Origin of the sequence: Sulfuricurvum sp. PD_MW2, from assembly GCF_002633015.1 — a bacterium.
GTDB lineage: Bacteria > Campylobacterota > Campylobacteria > Campylobacterales > Sulfurimonadaceae > Sulfuricurvum.
Window position 1 is genome coordinate 33,957 of sequence record NZ_NSIU01000015.1, and the last position, 16,014, is coordinate 49,970.

Annotated in this window: 16 protein-coding genes; 9 read left to right on the forward strand and 7 right to left on the reverse strand. The window is 42.9% G+C overall.

The features are described 5' to 3' along the window. The first annotated feature begins 57 nt into the window (after window positions 1–57). Window positions 58–1,266, forward strand: a complete 1,209-nt coding sequence (locus CJD30_RS07915) for an OmpA family protein (RefSeq protein ID WP_294918106.1) — start codon at window positions 58–60, stop codon at window positions 1,264–1,266. On the opposite strand, the gene CJD30_RS07920 is transcribed toward CJD30_RS07915, so the two are convergent. Genes CJD30_RS07920 through CJD30_RS07930 form a run of 3 tightly spaced genes read right to left on the reverse strand, consistent with a single transcriptional unit; the run spans window position 1,247 to window position 5,032 of the window. Beyond that, entirely contained in the window at window positions 1,247–3,541 is a 2,295-nt protein-coding gene (locus CJD30_RS07920) for a diguanylate cyclase (RefSeq protein ID WP_294918107.1), read from the reverse strand. The genes CJD30_RS07915 and CJD30_RS07920 overlap by 20 nt on opposite strands. A gap of 7 nt (window positions 3,542–3,548) precedes the next feature. After that, the gene (locus tag CJD30_RS07925; protein WP_294918109.1) at window positions 3,549–4,430 is read right to left on the reverse strand and encodes a hypothetical protein; all 882 of its coding nucleotides are present in this window, start codon (window positions 4,428–4,430) and stop codon (window positions 3,549–3,551) included. Next, window positions 4,427–5,032 carry a hypothetical protein gene (locus tag CJD30_RS07930; protein ID WP_294918111.1) on the reverse strand — a complete coding sequence of 202 codons (606 nt, stop codon included), beginning with the start codon at window positions 5,030–5,032 and terminating at the stop codon, window positions 4,427–4,429. Before CJD30_RS07930 ends, CJD30_RS07925 begins: the two co-directional genes overlap by 4 nt. Window positions 5,033–5,199: 167 nt before the next feature. Here CJD30_RS07930 and CJD30_RS07935 point away from each other — a divergent pair, with 167 nt between their 5' ends. The 7 genes from CJD30_RS07935 to CJD30_RS07965 all read left to right on the forward strand — a co-directional run bounded on the left by CJD30_RS07935 (window position 5,200) and on the right by CJD30_RS07965 (window position 11,483). Continuing rightward, window positions 5,200–6,252 carry a hypothetical protein gene (locus CJD30_RS07935; RefSeq protein WP_294918113.1) on the forward strand — a complete coding sequence of 351 codons (1,053 nt, stop codon included), beginning with the start codon at window positions 5,200–5,202 and terminating at the stop codon, window positions 6,250–6,252. Window positions 6,253–6,320: 68 nt separating this feature from the next. Continuing rightward, window positions 6,321–6,779, forward strand: a complete 459-nt coding sequence (locus CJD30_RS07940; protein ID WP_294918115.1) for a hypothetical protein — start codon at window positions 6,321–6,323, stop codon at window positions 6,777–6,779. After that, window positions 6,776–7,855, forward strand: coding sequence for an FtsX-like permease family protein (locus CJD30_RS07945; RefSeq protein WP_294918117.1), 1,080 nt, complete (start codon window positions 6,776–6,778; stop codon window positions 7,853–7,855). Before CJD30_RS07940 ends, CJD30_RS07945 begins: the two co-directional genes overlap by 4 nt. After that, entirely contained in the window at window positions 7,852–8,484 is a 633-nt protein-coding gene (locus tag CJD30_RS07950; RefSeq protein ID WP_294918119.1) for an ATP-binding cassette domain-containing protein, read from the forward strand. The genes CJD30_RS07945 and CJD30_RS07950 overlap by 4 nt, the downstream gene beginning before the upstream one ends. Further along, complete coding sequence (locus tag CJD30_RS07955; RefSeq protein WP_294918121.1) at window positions 8,462–10,009, forward strand: cbb3-type cytochrome c oxidase subunit I; 1,548 nt, start codon at window positions 8,462–8,464, stop codon at window positions 10,007–10,009. The genes CJD30_RS07950 and CJD30_RS07955 overlap by 23 nt, the downstream gene beginning before the upstream one ends. After that, window positions 10,006–10,959: a hypothetical protein gene (locus tag CJD30_RS07960; protein WP_294918123.1), complete on the forward strand. Its 954-nt coding sequence runs from the start codon at window positions 10,006–10,008 to the stop codon at window positions 10,957–10,959. The genes CJD30_RS07955 and CJD30_RS07960 overlap by 4 nt, the downstream gene beginning before the upstream one ends. Beyond that, a complete protein-coding gene (locus tag CJD30_RS07965; RefSeq protein ID WP_294918125.1) occupies window positions 10,956–11,483 on the forward strand; it encodes a YceI family protein in 528 nt (175 codons plus the stop codon). Before CJD30_RS07960 ends, CJD30_RS07965 begins: the two co-directional genes overlap by 4 nt. On the opposite strand, the gene CJD30_RS07970 is transcribed toward CJD30_RS07965, so the two are convergent. Further along, complete coding sequence (locus tag CJD30_RS07970; protein WP_294918127.1) at window positions 11,444–12,358, reverse strand: MBL fold metallo-hydrolase; 915 nt, start codon at window positions 12,356–12,358, stop codon at window positions 11,444–11,446. The two genes, CJD30_RS07965 and CJD30_RS07970, sit on opposite strands and share 40 nt — an antisense overlap. Before the next feature lie 90 nt (window positions 12,359–12,448). Between CJD30_RS07970 and CJD30_RS07975 the strand changes: the two genes are divergently transcribed. Beyond that, window positions 12,449–13,336: an AEC family transporter gene (locus tag CJD30_RS07975; RefSeq protein ID WP_294918129.1), complete on the forward strand. Its 888-nt coding sequence runs from the start codon at window positions 12,449–12,451 to the stop codon at window positions 13,334–13,336. Here CJD30_RS07975 and CJD30_RS07980 read toward each other — a convergent pair. The 3 genes from CJD30_RS07980 to CJD30_RS07990 all read right to left on the reverse strand — a co-directional run bounded on the left by CJD30_RS07980 (window position 13,333) and on the right by CJD30_RS07990 (window position 15,854). Next, window positions 13,333–13,569: a CDGSH iron-sulfur domain-containing protein gene (locus tag CJD30_RS07980; RefSeq protein WP_294918131.1), complete on the reverse strand. Its 237-nt coding sequence runs from the start codon at window positions 13,567–13,569 to the stop codon at window positions 13,333–13,335. The two genes, CJD30_RS07975 and CJD30_RS07980, sit on opposite strands and share 4 nt — an antisense overlap. Before the next feature lie 118 nt (window positions 13,570–13,687). Then, a complete protein-coding gene (locus CJD30_RS07985; RefSeq protein ID WP_294918132.1) occupies window positions 13,688–15,253 on the reverse strand; it encodes a methyl-accepting chemotaxis protein in 1,566 nt (521 codons plus the stop codon). 169 nt (window positions 15,254–15,422) lie between these two features. Next, the gene (locus CJD30_RS07990) at window positions 15,423–15,854 is read right to left on the reverse strand and encodes a MarR family transcriptional regulator (protein WP_294918134.1); all 432 of its coding nucleotides are present in this window, start codon (window positions 15,852–15,854) and stop codon (window positions 15,423–15,425) included. Window positions 15,855–16,014: the final 160 nt, after the last annotated feature.

Consider the following 16,014-nt stretch of genomic DNA (forward strand, 5'->3'; position numbering starts at 1 on the left):
TTAACCGAAAATTGGTTTGATTTATTGTATCATCCCTTGATTACAATTGGGGTGATAATGCAAAGTAAAATAGTCGTTGGATTGGTAGGATTATGGGTGGGTTGGAGTTCGCTTCAAGCTGATGTTTCGGAGATGATATTTTATCCTCAAGCCGATTTCTCGGAGGGGATTTTCCATTTCAACTATCAGGGCGAAAAAAATAAAAATTACGGGTTCATGTTTGAAAAAGGATTTGACCCGACTCGAATCGTTTATGTCCGTCCTGCTAATCATAGAATGGAAAAAACCAAAGAAGGATTGACAAAACTCTCATTTGAAAATACCGATCGCTACTCGTATCTTGAACGTGCCAATAAAGATGATTTTATTGTTTCAGAAGAGAATGGAATCGTTAAAATTCTTCTCAGCGGAGGGGATTGCAAGGGGAGCAGTGATTGCGTAACGGCAGAGAATATCCTTACGGTCAATATTCCAAAAGGGTATGGTGTACGCAAGTATCAAGGTTTGGATCAAGATCTTAAACCGCTTAAAAATCCGCAGTGGCAGCGTAACGGAAACACCTATACTTTGACGGTCCGTGATGTTAAAGGGGCCTGTGTGATGATGGAGTTGGAAAAACTCCGACCGGGGCAAAGTGCTGCAAGTATTGCTATGGCAGAACCAATGAAAGTGAGTGTACCTAGCCGCGTCATCGAAACTCCTAAAGCGGTTATCATCGAAGAGAAAAAGATGGCTCCGGTAGCTCCGATCATGGTTGAAGAGACTCCGGTTTCCACACCATCGCCGGTTGTGATTGCCTCTTCTGATGCGAAAGTTCAAAAAGAGACGATCGCCGTTGAACCCAAAAAAGAGTCTGTTGCACTCTTCAAAGCTCCTGAAAAGCCGGCTGTTACGGCGACAGCTCCCGCTCCTTACTTTAGAAACTTTCAAATTTTTGAGAGTCGAGTCGTAGCCCTAAGTGAAACGGGTAAAGAACGTTTGCGTGAATGGGCACAACTCTTTAAATCAGGGGGCTATACTTCGGTAACTATCAATGGTTACACCGATAATATTCCACCGCAACGTTTGAAAGCTCTGTATGCGGATAACCGTATTCTCTCGGAAGCGCGTGCCAAAATGGTTGCGGATTATTTGATGACACAAGGAATCAGCGCAAATACTATTAAAGTAAACGGGATGGGTGATGCTGATCCTGTTGCCTCGAACGATAACGAAGAGGGACGATCTAAAAATCGACGGATCGAGTTTATTCTAAACACACACTGACGCGATTGCGTCCTTGACTTTTTGAGGTGTAAAGTGCTTCATCGGCATGGATGATGAGGCGCTCTGGCGTATCATCTTTGGTGTAGCCGCATACACCGAAACTAGCTGTTTGAGTGTAATCGTCAAATATCACTTTAGACTCAAGAGTGCTGCGAAGCTTTTCAGCCAGAAGAACCGCTTCATCAGCTTCGGTTTCAGGACAAATAATCAAAAATTCTTCACCTCCCCATCGCCCTATAATATCGCTTTCACGGCAATTACTTCTGAAAACAGCGGCAACGCTTTTGAGTACGGCATCTCCCGTTTGGTGTCCATACGTATCGTTCACTACTTTGAAAAAATCTAAATCGACGATTATGATCGAAAGTGGACGGTTGTAGCGAGCAGCGCCGCGTATTGCTTGTTTCAATGCTTCATCAAGTCGGTATCTATTTGCAAGGGTGGTCAGCGGATCGGTGGAGGAAAGAATCTGGAGTTCATGTTGCGTTGCATGCAATGAATCAACGGCATTACGCAACGCGGTATTCATAAGGCTGAGTTTACGGGTATAGTACAGTAACAGTGCGACAATCACTCCGAGCGGAGCTAATATTTTTAACATTCTTTCCCATGACATCTGTTGTGTATACTCGATACGGATATGGCGGTTGTAAATATTCTCTCGCTCTTCAGGAGTGATTGACAAAATCGCTTTTTCCATGATTTTGGCAAAAATCGGCCAATCGTTACGGATACCTATTGCTAATTCCGAATTATGGGGTATTTCACCGGAGATTTTGAGATTTGCATAACCCTCTTTTTTGATTGCGTAGGTGATGGCAGCCGTATTATCGATAAAGGCGAATGCTTTGCCGGTCGCGACCGCTTCAAGCCCTTCTGCGATGGTATTGACCGCATACCGGTTGATATACGGATAGTGTTTTTTTAGGATCTCTTCACTCACATAACCCCGTGCAACGGCTACGGTTTTATTTTTGAGCTCGCTAATATCGTTCAAGTAGCCGACATTTTCATCGGTGACGATAACCATTCGAAAATTGAGATAAGGGGGAGTAAATGTTGCGTACATCTCTCGCTCAGGAGTTTTCACTGCGCAGGGAAACATATCGAGCTGATGGCGTTCCATGAGTGAAACCGCATCTTTCCACACCCCTTTGGTGTAGGGTTCAAACCGGATGCCGAGTCTTTGGGAAATGAGGCTGAGATAATCGGCCGCTAGACCCTTATACTCTCCTTTGGCATCAAGATATTCAAAGGGCGCCCAGGATGTATCGATAGCAGTATGGATAACGGGGTGCTGTTTTAGCCATGTTATTTCTTGAGGTGTTAGATTGAGCTGATTGTTAAGGGCATCTTTGTAGATATATTTGTCTAAGGGGATATTGGAATTGATCAGACCATGACGTTTTAAAAGATTTTGAGTGTACTCTAATCTCCCATAATCAAGTGTCCCGATCGGTATCGTCGTAGCGGAAATAACAGACTCTATCCCTTTTGCTTCATAACGAAGTTGATCGAGGCTTTTTTGCGGTGCATATTTGGTTTGGATCAGACGAATTATCTCTTCTTGGTGAGAGAGTGCGTATTCCCATCCCCGTATGGTCGCCCGTTTCATAGCCGCAACCCGCTTAGGGTGGTTGAGCAACTCATTTTGGGATGTAAAAAGTGTATCACCGTATAAATCAACACCGAAATGCTGTGGGTTGATAATATTGGTTTCTATCCCTTTTTGAAGAAGAGCATAGGGCTCATTGGTAATATAGCCATGATGTGCGTCGACCTCTTTGTTGATAAACGCTTTGAAATCAAAATCGGCATTGACTCGGTTGAATCCTTTTTTTAAAACGCCTGTTTCATGCATCATAGCAAGGATAGGAAGGCCATCGGCATCATTGGGATAAAAGGCGACCCGTCTGCCGATTAGTTTATACGGGCTGTCGATACTGCTTGATTTGAGTGTGAGCAATATATTGGGAGAGTGCTGAAAAATAGGAGCAATAATAACAATAGGGCTTTTCTGCGCCTGATAAAGAAATAACACCGAATCGGCAATGCCGTATTGCGATTCGCCTTGAAGTACTTGTTCGACATTGTTTTTTACGATGTCTCGATCTTTGAGTTCTACATCAAGACCTTCATCGCGAAAAAATCCTTTTTCAAGCGCTGCGTAATAGCCCGCGAATTGGAACTGATGGTGCCATTTAAGCTGCAAAGAGATTTTTTCTGCAGCGAATAGAGAGGAAGAGATGAACAAAATAATGAGGAATAATTGCATGTATTGACTACATTTGCTCATATAAATCAAAGAGATCGATGTCATCCGGGAGGCGTGGTTTGCCATCACGGAAACTGCGGGTATGAGCGATGAGCCGCTTGAAGTGTTTACGCAAATGGTAGGCATCGGGAACATTCGGACGGAACCAATCTCCTTTGGCACTGAAAAGCCAGTCAATAGCCGCTTTGACATCGAGAAGCGAGTATCCGCCCGTATCGATCAATAGTCGAATCTGCGCAGCCCAGCTCATAACATTAAACGGCTCTTCAAACTGCGGATCGATAGAGGCGAGATGGCGGATGAAATACTGTGCCATCTCGAACTCTTCAGTGGTCGGTTTGGTTTCGGCAAGGGCATGTTGTGATGCGATGACCGGAGCATTTGATGCGATCTCTTTGCGTACCCAGCGCTCGAATTCGGCGCACCAGTCAAATGAGCGGTTATTCCGTGAACGCTGATAGAGGGCAAAATCCTCAAACAGTTCACGTCGAAGTCCTTCCCGATCGCAGAGTTCAAAGGCAAATGCATGGAGCTCTTCATACGCTTCATTGGAGAGGTTTAGAAAATAGCTGCTGTCACTGTATTGAGTCGGTGAAAGACTCATCTCGACAGTCGGTAGGGCGGAAATCGGCTCGAAAGTATAGTAGATCATTACCCCTTGAGGTGTTTTTTTGCGAAGGGTTTTGAGAATTCCTTTTTTAACCATTGCATCCAACGCCTCGATTACTTCGCGCGGGGTATGGCGAAGCGCTTGGGCGAGTGTAGAAGCGTCGACATCGCTTGGCTTGTCGCCCCATTGCTGGGTATGGCGGGCAATGAGGGGAATGAGAGAACGCTCCATGAGGCTAAGATCATCGCGATCAATCAGAGATGTCGGGATCGTAATCATGAACGTTTGATCGAATCGATGAGTTTTGTTTTGATCGGTGATAAGAGAGGAGATTGAGAATCGCGTTCCCGACGGAGAATTTCATTGCGGTATTCATGAACCACACGCGCTTCAAAAAGACTTTTGTCGAGTGAAACATAATCATAGATCCACTTTTTGGTGAGAGTTTTGACGACATTGATATCGGTTTCATCGAGTAAAGCTCTCTCATCTCCGGCATGGCGGATCGAGGTAAATCGGATCGCTTCAAACCGTTCCAGTGCACTTTTCTCGCTGTCTCGCACCAGACTGACATCACGACGGATATCGTACATCAGGGTATAGAGTATTTCAGCACGTTTTTGTGCTTCTTGGTCGATGGGGGTTAGGGCTTGAGATTCAAACTCTTCCGCAATGAGTGCAATTTTTTCAAATCCGTTTTTGTAGGGCATCTCTCGAAGTGATAAACGGCGAAAAAACTCTCGATACTGTGAAGGGTGGATGTGACGTACCAAATCGGCGATGTGTGCACGGAGGTTGATATCCTCTTCGATTTTGAAATATTCCATCAATGAAGTGACGAATTTGGCGCGGATTTGGTCTTCGGTCGGTCGATTTTGCATGTATATAGTATATCACGATGATCTTTAGAGTAGTGTTAGTTAAAAAATAAGGTAAAATAACGGCGGGTATTTTTTATCGGTACCCTAATCCGCCAAAAGAGGCTACCATCCTAACCATCGACCATACCGTTATCCCTGAGGGCGACGCAGAACTCGGCGATAATCTTTTGTATTACGATTACAATATCGATCATCTTTTGTCGCTTGAGGCAAAAGGGTTGAGCATTGAGGATGAGGGATACATCAGTGCATTTCGCTCGTTTGAGGGGGAAGTGTATGAAAACTATATCTACGAAAAACTGCTCCGTTATGCGGCAAATGAACCGCAAATTAAGAGTTTTATCATCAAAGGACCGCACAAACATCGTACCCGTGCACAAAGCGATGCGTTGTCGGTGAGCTGGAAAGGGCAGATTATCTATCGTGCCCGCCATAAAGAGATTGGAGAGTTTGACGGACTTTTATTTACGGACAAAGAGCTCTATTTCGTCGAGATGACGTTGGTCAAATCGGTGAGTAATCTCAAAAAACGTCTCCGTAAAAAACGGGCATTGCTCGAAGTTTTATTTCCCCGCTATCAGGTCAAAGCATTGTTGGTGCTCAACGAAGGGGCAACGGGAACTTCGGATCTCCCTTCATTTGCTTCTGTTTGGATGACAAAACCTTACAGTGCCCGTCACATTTTGGAACGGCTGAGTTCGAAATCGCCACGCCAACCGATGATCCGTATCGAGAGTTCAAAAATCGCGCATGCCGAAGATCTCAAAATTGCCGCTTTTAAGTATTATGCGACACTCTCATGGATGCTCCGTTCACTTCGCGGGAAAGATCCGATGGACGTTGATTTTTTCCGCCGACCGGCAACGCAGCGGTATCATGATATTTATACCAAAGTCTATATAGGTTATTTGAGCGTGGATGATTTTAAAACACTTGCTCCTGATCTCTCATGGGACAATTCGAATGCTTCTCGTGTTGTAGTAGCAATTGAAAAAGATCATTCCGGCGGATATTTTCTCACCTATTTTGTCCGTCATGCCTCGAAAAAGCTTGACAACGTTGTGATCGCTTCGACAGGAAGCAAGGTAACAAAAAAAGATCCGTTTGGAATTACCCTTACTGAGATGAATCATCTGGACAAAGTAATGGATCAGAGTTTTTATCTCACATTACAACAGCATGAAAAACTTGGACAATTATTAAGCAAGCTCTCTCATTAAATAGCATTAACCATCAATTAGCCCTTTTTCTTTTATACTTTCGATAGAATAGAATATAAGGGATTTTTATGAAAAAAGTGACTGCTGTATTGTTAATGACGTTAAGTTTATGGGGGGCACCCTATAAAGTAGGACACTCCGTTATGCCGTTGGATCTTAATGATCAGTTTGGCAAACGCTATACGTTAAAAGTGATGCCGAAAACACTTGTTATGGCCTTTGAAAAAGGGACTGGTGCAACGGTCAATGAGTATTTGAGTACTCAGGAAAAAGGGTATTTGGCGAAGAATAAAGCTGCGTTTGTTGCCGATATCAGCCAAATGCCGAAATTCATCACCGAAACGTTCGCACTCCCGAAAATGCGCAAATACAATCATACGGTTTTGTTGATCCAAGATGAAGAGCAGGGGATCAATTTTCCCTATCAGGAAGATAAAATTACCGTGATGAAATTTCGGGGAAATTTTCTGACAAAAGTTGATTTCATCTCAACCGCCGATGAGCTGAAAAAAGCGATAGAACAGTGATAACACCGATCAAAGCACTTCGAAAAAACAGGTTTAAAACGGCCCTTATTTTTATCAGTATGGCCGTATCCATTGCCGCGATCTTTCTCATCAGTGCCATATCGGGTGGAGTTGTGAGTATGTACAGCTCCATGCTCAAAACCGACGGAGATATTATCGTCACTCAAAAAGGGATCGCCGATACGTTTTTCAGTGATATTAACCGTACTGTTACGACTGAGATAGCTCGCATGAACGGTGTTAAAGAGATCAGTGCTTTGATTTTGGGTGCGGCTCCGGTAGAACCGTTACCTATTGTCGGTATTTACGGTGCCAGCGAGAATCGGTTTAAAAGCTATGCTTTAAAAAAAGGTTCATACCCGAAATCGGGCGAAGTGATGCTTGGCTCGAAAATTTATGAGACCCTGAAACACCCTGAAACGATTTCTCTTTCAAAAAGAGAATTCCGTGTCAGTGGAGTCTTTAAAAGCCATATCGGGTTTGAGGACGGCGGAGTAGTGATGGGATTGGAGGATGCGGGTGAGGTATTTCATAAGAGTGCTTCGATTTTTCTCATTGCATTGAAGGATCTTGGTAAAAGCGATTCGGTCGTTGCTCAGATCAACAAAGCATACTCCCAGATGGAAGCGAAAACAACCGATGGGTTTATCGATTCGTACAACCAGTTCAAAATCATTAAAACCAGTTCCGACGTTATCGGAGCGATGGCATTTTTGATGGGAATCTTGGGGATTGTCAGTATGATGAGCATGGTGGTCAACGACCGCAAAGCCGAATTTGGAATTATGCGTTCTATCGGACTCTCGTCTCGGGTGATTATTTTTAAGTTATTGGGGGAAACGCTCATTATTGCGGTTTTGGCATTTATATTTGCCTTAGGAGCCTCCGAAGCCGTATTGGAGATGATCAAACATGCCGATAAATTTCAAGGCTACATTAACGGAGAGATTACGGCATTACTGGCAATCAAAGTATTCATCATCTCGGTCAGCATGGCGCTTTTCGGTACACTGCTTCCGGCAATCTATGCTGCCCGTATTGATCCTATGAACTTGATCCAACGAGGTGGTGCATGAGAATCGAAGCACATGGATTGGAACATTTTTACGGCCACGAAAAAGTATTGAATGGGGTCGATATTACGATAAATTCGGGAAGCTTTACCGCTATTATCGGAGAGAGCGGAAGCGGAAAAACAACATTGCTCTCGATCCTCTCAACGTTGCTGCAACCCACGAAAGGGATGACTCTGTACGATGGAAAAACTTTGGGTGAATGGGGAAATATTGATCATTTTCGCCGTGCCAACATAGGATTTGTGTTTCAATTTCATTATCTGATTTCCTATTTGACGCTACGTGAAAATATCGCGCTCGGTGCAATCGATGAGGGGCGTATCGAGTTGTTATTGCAATCACTTGGAATCGCTAAACTTTCTCACCGCTACAGTGATGAGGTCTCCGGCGGAGAGCGTCAGCGCGCAGCGATCGCCAGAGCATTGGTGAACGCTCCTGCTGTGGTATTTGCCGATGAGCCGACGGGGAACCTCGATAGCAAAAACGCGCTTGGGGTATATGAACTCTTCCGGGAGTTTTCAGGCACAGGGACGGGTTTTGTCGTTGCGTCACACGATAAAAAAATAGTCGATTATGCGGATACAATTATTGAAATGGAGGACGGAATTGTTAAACAAATTCATCGATGATGAACTTCCTCTTGCATTGTTTTGGCTGATTCTTGGGCTATTTGCAGGGTTGGTTTATGCCATGGAGATATTAGGATTGGATGGTTCAATGAGCCTGCTTTCTCCTGAACGTGCACGTTCGCTTCATATTTCGCAGATGTTGTACGGATTTTTCCCACTGATGCTCTCTTTGCTACCGTTTGCGCTGTTCCAGAAAGAGGGAGTGCTTTCACAGAATGCGATTGTCCATTTGCGACGTTATTTTGTCGTATGGAATCTTTTTTTACTTTTTATGAGTATGGCATTGCTGTTCGGCAATATTCGGGGCTTACCGTTTTACGATTTTCCCTATCAGTTGAATTTTCTCCTTGCCTTTAGCGGAGTCTTTTATCTCTTCGCTCTGCTCGATGCACTGCGCCGTTATGCCAAACGTCCTTTATGGGTAAACGTATCACTTGCGGCGGTGATTGTTGCTCCCCTTGCGTTGATTGTTTTGATGAATCCTCAGTACGGCCAGGTGGAAAAAACGTTGATCGGACCGCACGGAGACAATACGCTCGGGATGAGTTTTGCCCTTATCCCGATCTATTATCTGCTGATCAAACTTGTTGCCATAGATGAGTTTAAACCCCGTTGGCATGGGCTATGGATTGTTCCGTTGGTCGGATATATCGTATCCCTCGTTATCCGTAATTTTTTCCACACTCTAAGTTACACCGAGGAGTGGTTTTTTCAGTATCTCACCCTTTTGTATGTGCCCTTGTTATGGATATGGCTTCGTGATGCAGGTGTGAGTTTCAAAACCAATCCTTATTTGATTCTTTCCATTATTGCATTTATTTTTGTGGATATAGAGGGAAACTTTCTCTTTATTCCGGATATCCGTGCATTAATCCATCGTAACGATCTCGTAGTAGGGCATGCTCATATTGCAATGGGGCTTGGAGTGGCGTTTATGGCTCTTGCCATTGTGCATCATCTCTTGCCTAACCTTTTTCGACGCATTTATGCCATAGCATGGAGTGTTTTGATGGGAATCATGGCCGTGGCGTTGAGTATAGCGGGTATTTTGGAAGCAAGAGGATTAAACGAATCCATTGAACCGTTCTTATGGGTTCGTGCATTGGTTGGTGCGATGATCGTTGGTGTCGTGTTGCGGATCACCTTTGATCGGCTAAAGGTACGAATTGATTCGGCGGTGAAAGTTTATCATTTGAGCGGATTTTTGAGTGATGCGGGAGGCGGAGCTGTACTGATTCTTGGCGGCAGTGCTCTTTTTTCATTGCTAGGATTTCATTTTAGCGGTACGTATGAGTACATCGTCTTTGCGTTTATGATCGGAACGGGATTGACGCATTGGTATGGTTTGTATAGTGTGACTCCATATCGGTTTGCCGAACTCTCTGCATCGATTCGGGCGGTATGTGCCTCAGTTTTTGCTGCCCTTTATATGGCCGGTACATTAGATGGTATCGCATTGTTGGTTGCCTTGTATGATATTTCATTTGCTCTTTTGTATTGGTTATTTTTGCGGGGTAAAGATTGAATTTTTTTGTCATTGTTCTTAGCTCACAGCTTTTGTACTATCTTCTGATCACTCAGACGGGCGTGGTAGGAGCGTTTCATTCCCATATCCATGATCTGTATACCCTTCCTATAGGCGGAATAATCGGAGCATTGCTCAGTGCATTATTGAGCCATCGCTTTCTTAAATATGAGTTATGTGTTTTGTTTGTGGTTCAAATGATTATTTCATGGATATATCCCGATTATTCGCTTTGGATGCTGCTTATACTCGGGTTTGTTGTGGGGTACACGACCCCTTTGCTGCTCTATTTGTTTCGGGAGCAGAGTAAGCTTTATCTATCCATCGGATTGGCTGTTTCATACGTTTTGGGGACTGCGCTGTATACCTATCCTTTTGATGAGAGGGGAAATATTGCGATAGTTCTTCCCTTGATTTCGATGATAGCATTGTGTTTTGTACGATTTGAATCGACACAAGAGGTCAAAAAAGTTCCGTTTGAATGGACGACATTAGGTGTTATGATGTTGTGGATTTTTGCCGATTCGGCACTGTTTGAGACGTTAAGCCGATCGGGAAATATGGATATTTGGAGTACATATCCACTGGTGATTATCCTATCTCATTTAGCCGGAGTTTATTTAGCGTATCGTTACGGTACGGAGTTGATGAAACAAACACGCATCATTTTGATCCTATTTATTTTCAGTTATATGATGTACGGATTACAAATCCCGTGGATATTAACGGTTATCTATCCGGTTGTTATTTCGTACTATAATGTTCTCTTGTTTCAAACATTGATCCGATTGGCGGATATACGTCTTATCGGATTGTCGATGATAGGGGTCGGTTGGATTGCTACATCTGTCGCCAATGCGGTTGCGTTAGCGCATCAAATTTGGATTGCGGTACTTGTACTGGGGATATTTACCTTGGTCTATCTATTTTATCTTAGGAGAGTTTCATGATTAGAGTCGGTATAGCGGCATTGTTATTGGTTTCTTCGGTATATGCGGGAAATTTGAGTTTTGAAGCGGGAACAATCAAAGCGCATACGGAGGTATTCGGGGATTCGACGATTGATCCTATGACTAAAAAAGCGGCTTCACACCTGAGTATGGACGGCTCTCCTGCATCACTCAAAGGTGCTATTGAAGTATCGATGAATGATTTATTCAGTGATAACAAAAAACGGGACGAACATATGCAAGAGGCATTGGAATCAGCATCCTTTCCAAAAGCAGTTTTCGATATCAAAGAGGTTAGCGCAAAAGGCGGTGATGCGTATACTCTAAAAGGGACGATGAATCTTCACGGTGTGAACAGAACAATCAGTTTTGATGGGACGATTAACGAAGAGGGCAATAAAGTCCATATTAAAGCGTCCAGCAGTTTAAAAATGAGCGATTATGGGATCAAGCCGATCAAGATGATGTTTCTTACCGTCCGTGATCAGGTTGATTTGAGCGTCGACGTTGTATTGAAACGATAAATTTCTCCGACGCGGACGATCTGTATCTCAAAGGGATACACTTCTGTATTTTTCAGATGCTCCAACCATTCGATGGGTTCATCCACAGGCTCATCGGAGAGTTTAAAGGTTCCATAATGAATCGGAATAAATCTTTTTGCTCCCAGATCTGCCGCTGCTTGTAATGCTTCAGGAGGATTGGTGTGGTTGTGTTTCATTATCGTTTCGGGACGATAGGCGCCGATCGGTAAAAATGCCTCATCGATATCAAAGCGTTCATGTATCTCTTTGAAATGTTCCCCATACGCGCTGTCTCCCGAATGATAAAGGGTGTGCTCGCTGTTTTGGATGACATATCCCCCCCACAGCGCTTTGTTCATGTCAAAATGGATTCGGTTGCTCCAGTGCAGGCTCGGTGTGAAGGTAATAAATAAATCCCCAACCATGACCGATTCCCACCACTCCATCTCAAAACATCGCTCACGTGGAATTTTTCCTTTGAGGTAGCGCCAAAAGCCATTCGGTGCGACGATAATCGTTTTTGGATTTTGTTCCAATAAAAATAAGACCGAGGATTTGTCATAGTGGTCATAATGGGCATGCGTGATGAGGATAACATCGGCAACGAGATGCTCTTTTGGTACCGGTAGAGGTGAATATCGGCTATGCAGAGGAATATTGCCCAATACGGGATCAATCGCAACCGTCGTTTCGCCTAAACGAAGCCATAGAGAAGCATGGCCAAGCCAGAGAGCATACGCTCCCTCCGGTAAATGGTCTTGGTAGAGAATCGGCAAACTAGAGGGTATCGTTTTTTGTGTATGCAATAATTTTGAGACTTGCCATTTTAGAATCGAGGTGAATCGGATTTTCGGGGAAGTATAGCGATTTATCATGACATGCTCGAATTTTTCGTTTATTGTACCTTTTAGAGGATTAAAAGGGGGAGACGATTACTATTGCACACAATAAAATCGGAGGGAATAATGGAGCAGTTTGCATTTATTGTCGCATTATTGGCAATCGGGATTCTTTTGCAAAAAGCCAATGCTCCGATTGATTTTGCCAAAAGCCTGAATTTTTTTGTGATCTATGTCTCTTTGCCTGCTACCGTTTTGCTTCAGGTCCCGAAAATCCATTTTGATCTCTCCGCTATCGGTGTTATCATAACCCCATGGCTCCTTGTGCCGATCGTGATGGGGATCGTAATGATGATGACGCGCCATCACCCGCCGCATGTGCGTGCGGCACTGTTGTTGGTCATGCCATTGGGAAATACCTCATTTGTGGGCATTCCGATTGTCCATACCCTTTTGGGTGAAGAAGCCATTCCGTATGTTTTGATGTACGATCAGTTCGGAACATTTTTGATCCTTTCGCTTTACGGTGCTGCTATTATTGCACGGTATGAGACAGGGGTATTTCATAAACGGCTTATCATCAAAAAAATGCTTGTATTTCCCCCTTTTATCTTTTTATTATTTGCTTTAGTGTTTGGACAAATGCCGCTTGGGATGCAATCCTATCTTCAAATACTCTCATCAACCCTTGTCCCTTTGGCATTGGTATCGGTCGGGTATTCGATGAAATTCGGCGGTGAGGTCGATTATGCTTTATTTAGCCAATCGCTTGTTTTAAAACTGATTATCATGCCGCTTTTGGCGTTTGGGATACTTATTGCGATGGGGACGGAACCGCTTGCGTTGAAAACAGTGGTGTTGGAATCGGGAATGCCTTCGATGATTACGGCGGGAGCTTTGGCAATTGCGGCCGGTTTTGCTCCTGCCCTGAGTGCCGCTTTAGTGGGGTATGGAATCATAGTATCGTTGGTGACCCTGCCAATCATCACCTATCTTTTGGAGAAGGTGTATTAACCTCCCTGCTGATGTGAACCGTCACAATAGGGTTTTCGCCCTGACCGTCCGCATCGGCAAAGCCATTTGTCGGTTTCAACCTCGACACTGAATTTTATCGGTGTTTTATCGGTTCCGCGATGACTTCCATCACACATGGGAAATGTTGCAGAAAGACCGCAAGTGCAATACGCGTATTTGGTCCCGGGTTCCAATGATGCTTTGAAGGGAGAATTTTGAAAGAATGTTTTCATCATCTATTCCTTGATATAGATGAACAATCATACAATGCTTTGAATAGTTTCGGATAAAGTTTGGGAATTAATTATAAGAAAATCGAGAGGTTTGAATTCTCTCGATCGATTAGGCAGGTCAGGATTTAAATTGCTGTAATTTGAGATTTAGCCCATCGGTTAGCTTATAGAGATGTTCCGCAGCGCTTGCAATCTCTTCGACACTGCGTGCATTATCGGAGGTTATACCGTTGATACGAGAAACGGATGTGACGATTTTAGAGGCGTCAGTCGCGATTTTGGAAGAGTTTTCCGCATTGAGCGTTACATTCTCTTTTGAAACCTGCATTGTGGATACGGATTCTTCTACGACACTTTCAACTTTTTCGGAAACATCAACAAGCCGCTCGATATTTTTTGCATTGACGTTCATTTGTTCTGAGGAATCGATAATCGATTGAACGATAACATTAATGGTTGCATTGATCTCTGTAAGACTTTTTTGGGTTCGTTCTGCAAGCTTTCGGACTTCATCGGCAACGACGGCAAATCCGCGTCCATGTTCTCCGGCTCGCGCGGCTTCGATTGCAGCATTGAGAGCCAAAAGATTAGTTTGATCGGCGATATCGCTGATGACAACGAGAATTTGTTTGACTTGAGCCGCTTCAGCGCTCATATGCTCGAGTTTGCTTGCCAAATTCGATTCCAATTCGCTCGCATCACTGACATCGTTTTTCAATTGTTTCATGTCAACAAGAACATTATGGAGCTTTTCACCGGAGATTTCAATGCTTTGCTTGGTTTTTTCCGATAAAGATACACTTGATTCAATAAAGGTTTTAATCTCTTGAATTTCATTGATTGTCTTTTGGACGATATCCATACTGATTTCGGCATTTTGTCCGATTTGCATACTGGTACTGTGCAATTCGCTCGAAACGGATGCATTTTCGTTTGCCGCTATTTTTGCTTCTTGAATCGTATGTTCCAAGGTCTCAAGCAAAATATTGAAACTGTCAATGATCGCTTTGATTTCATCATTTCGATCATAAGAGAGACGAGTTCTGAGATCTTTGGTCTCAACAAAATGTTTGATTTTCGTTTGAAGCAGATGAATGGAGTGTGTGATCTCTTTGGTCACGAGTAGGTTGATGATAAATACGACCGATACGGCAAAAATAAAACAAAAAATAAGCAGTTCATTAACAGCATTTAAAGAAGATTCGCTAAGTTCTACCGCGCTTGAGGCAATATTGGTAAGGTTTTCTTGAATCTCACCGCTGATACTGATCAGGTTGCTCAGATCGATATCATTGCGGTTGGTGATATCGCTTGCTATGATTTGTTTTGCTTTGATATCGAATTCGTTTTTATACGCGTTAATGCGTTCTGCGGTAACGGCACATTTTTCTTTGTTTGCCGGTAATGAGAGTTTATCTTGAAGTGTTAAAACAGTTTTGAGATTGGCGTCGAGATTCGTATGTACTTTCGACAAACTCTCTTCGGAAGGTTTTTTCAAAAATTGATATACGGAGATTCGAGTATTTAAAAATTCGTTAACGGCATCTTTGGATTCGATTGAACGTTCCATTGCCGCTTCGGCCGTAGCATGTTTGCTTGCATAGATTGCATATGTGGCAATAAATACCAACAAAAGAACGAGGGGAACAATATAGAGTTTTGCTTTGATCGTCATGTTTTTCATTATACTTTCCATTCTTATAGGAATTATAGTTATGATAGTAACTATAAGCAAAAGTATAATATTATTTTTCTTAATTTATTTATTGATAGATTTGTGAGAGTTAAAAACGGATGGGGATGAATCGATTATTCACCTAAAATAGGTGAAGCATGGTGTAGGGAAAAAATTATTATTTAGTATTCAAATTGTCATAAATCAATTCTAGAAAGCTAGAAAATTCTCCTTTTTTCTCCGGAGAGATTCCATGTAGAGCTTTCTCCATAATTTGTTCTCCCATTTCGACAAGTGATGGGATCAGGGCTTCTCCCTCAGGAGTGATTTTGATCAGATAGGCTCTGCGGTCATTTTCTTTCGGTATACGTTTGACAAGCCCTTTCAACTCGAGTTTATCAAGCATCAGCGTGAGATTGGATTGTTCAAAATAGGTATCTTGAGCCAACTCTTTTTGTGTTAAACCGTCTTTTTCGGACAATCGGATGAGAATAACCCGGTGTGCATAGGAGAGATTACAGCCTCTGAGCTCTTTCTCAAACTCTTTTTTGAGAATATTGCGCGCTTTTGCAATTTGAAATAGTATCGATTTATCTGATTTGAATCCCATAAAGTTCCTTAGTGCATTTTAGAAAAAATTATAATAAAATAAAAAGTATATTATTGTTTGATTACCTAATTTATATTCAGAACATAATTCTGAATTTTAGCTATTTTACTTTAAAAATCAGTTGCTTTTATTGTTATGTACTAGAAATTATATCAGATAA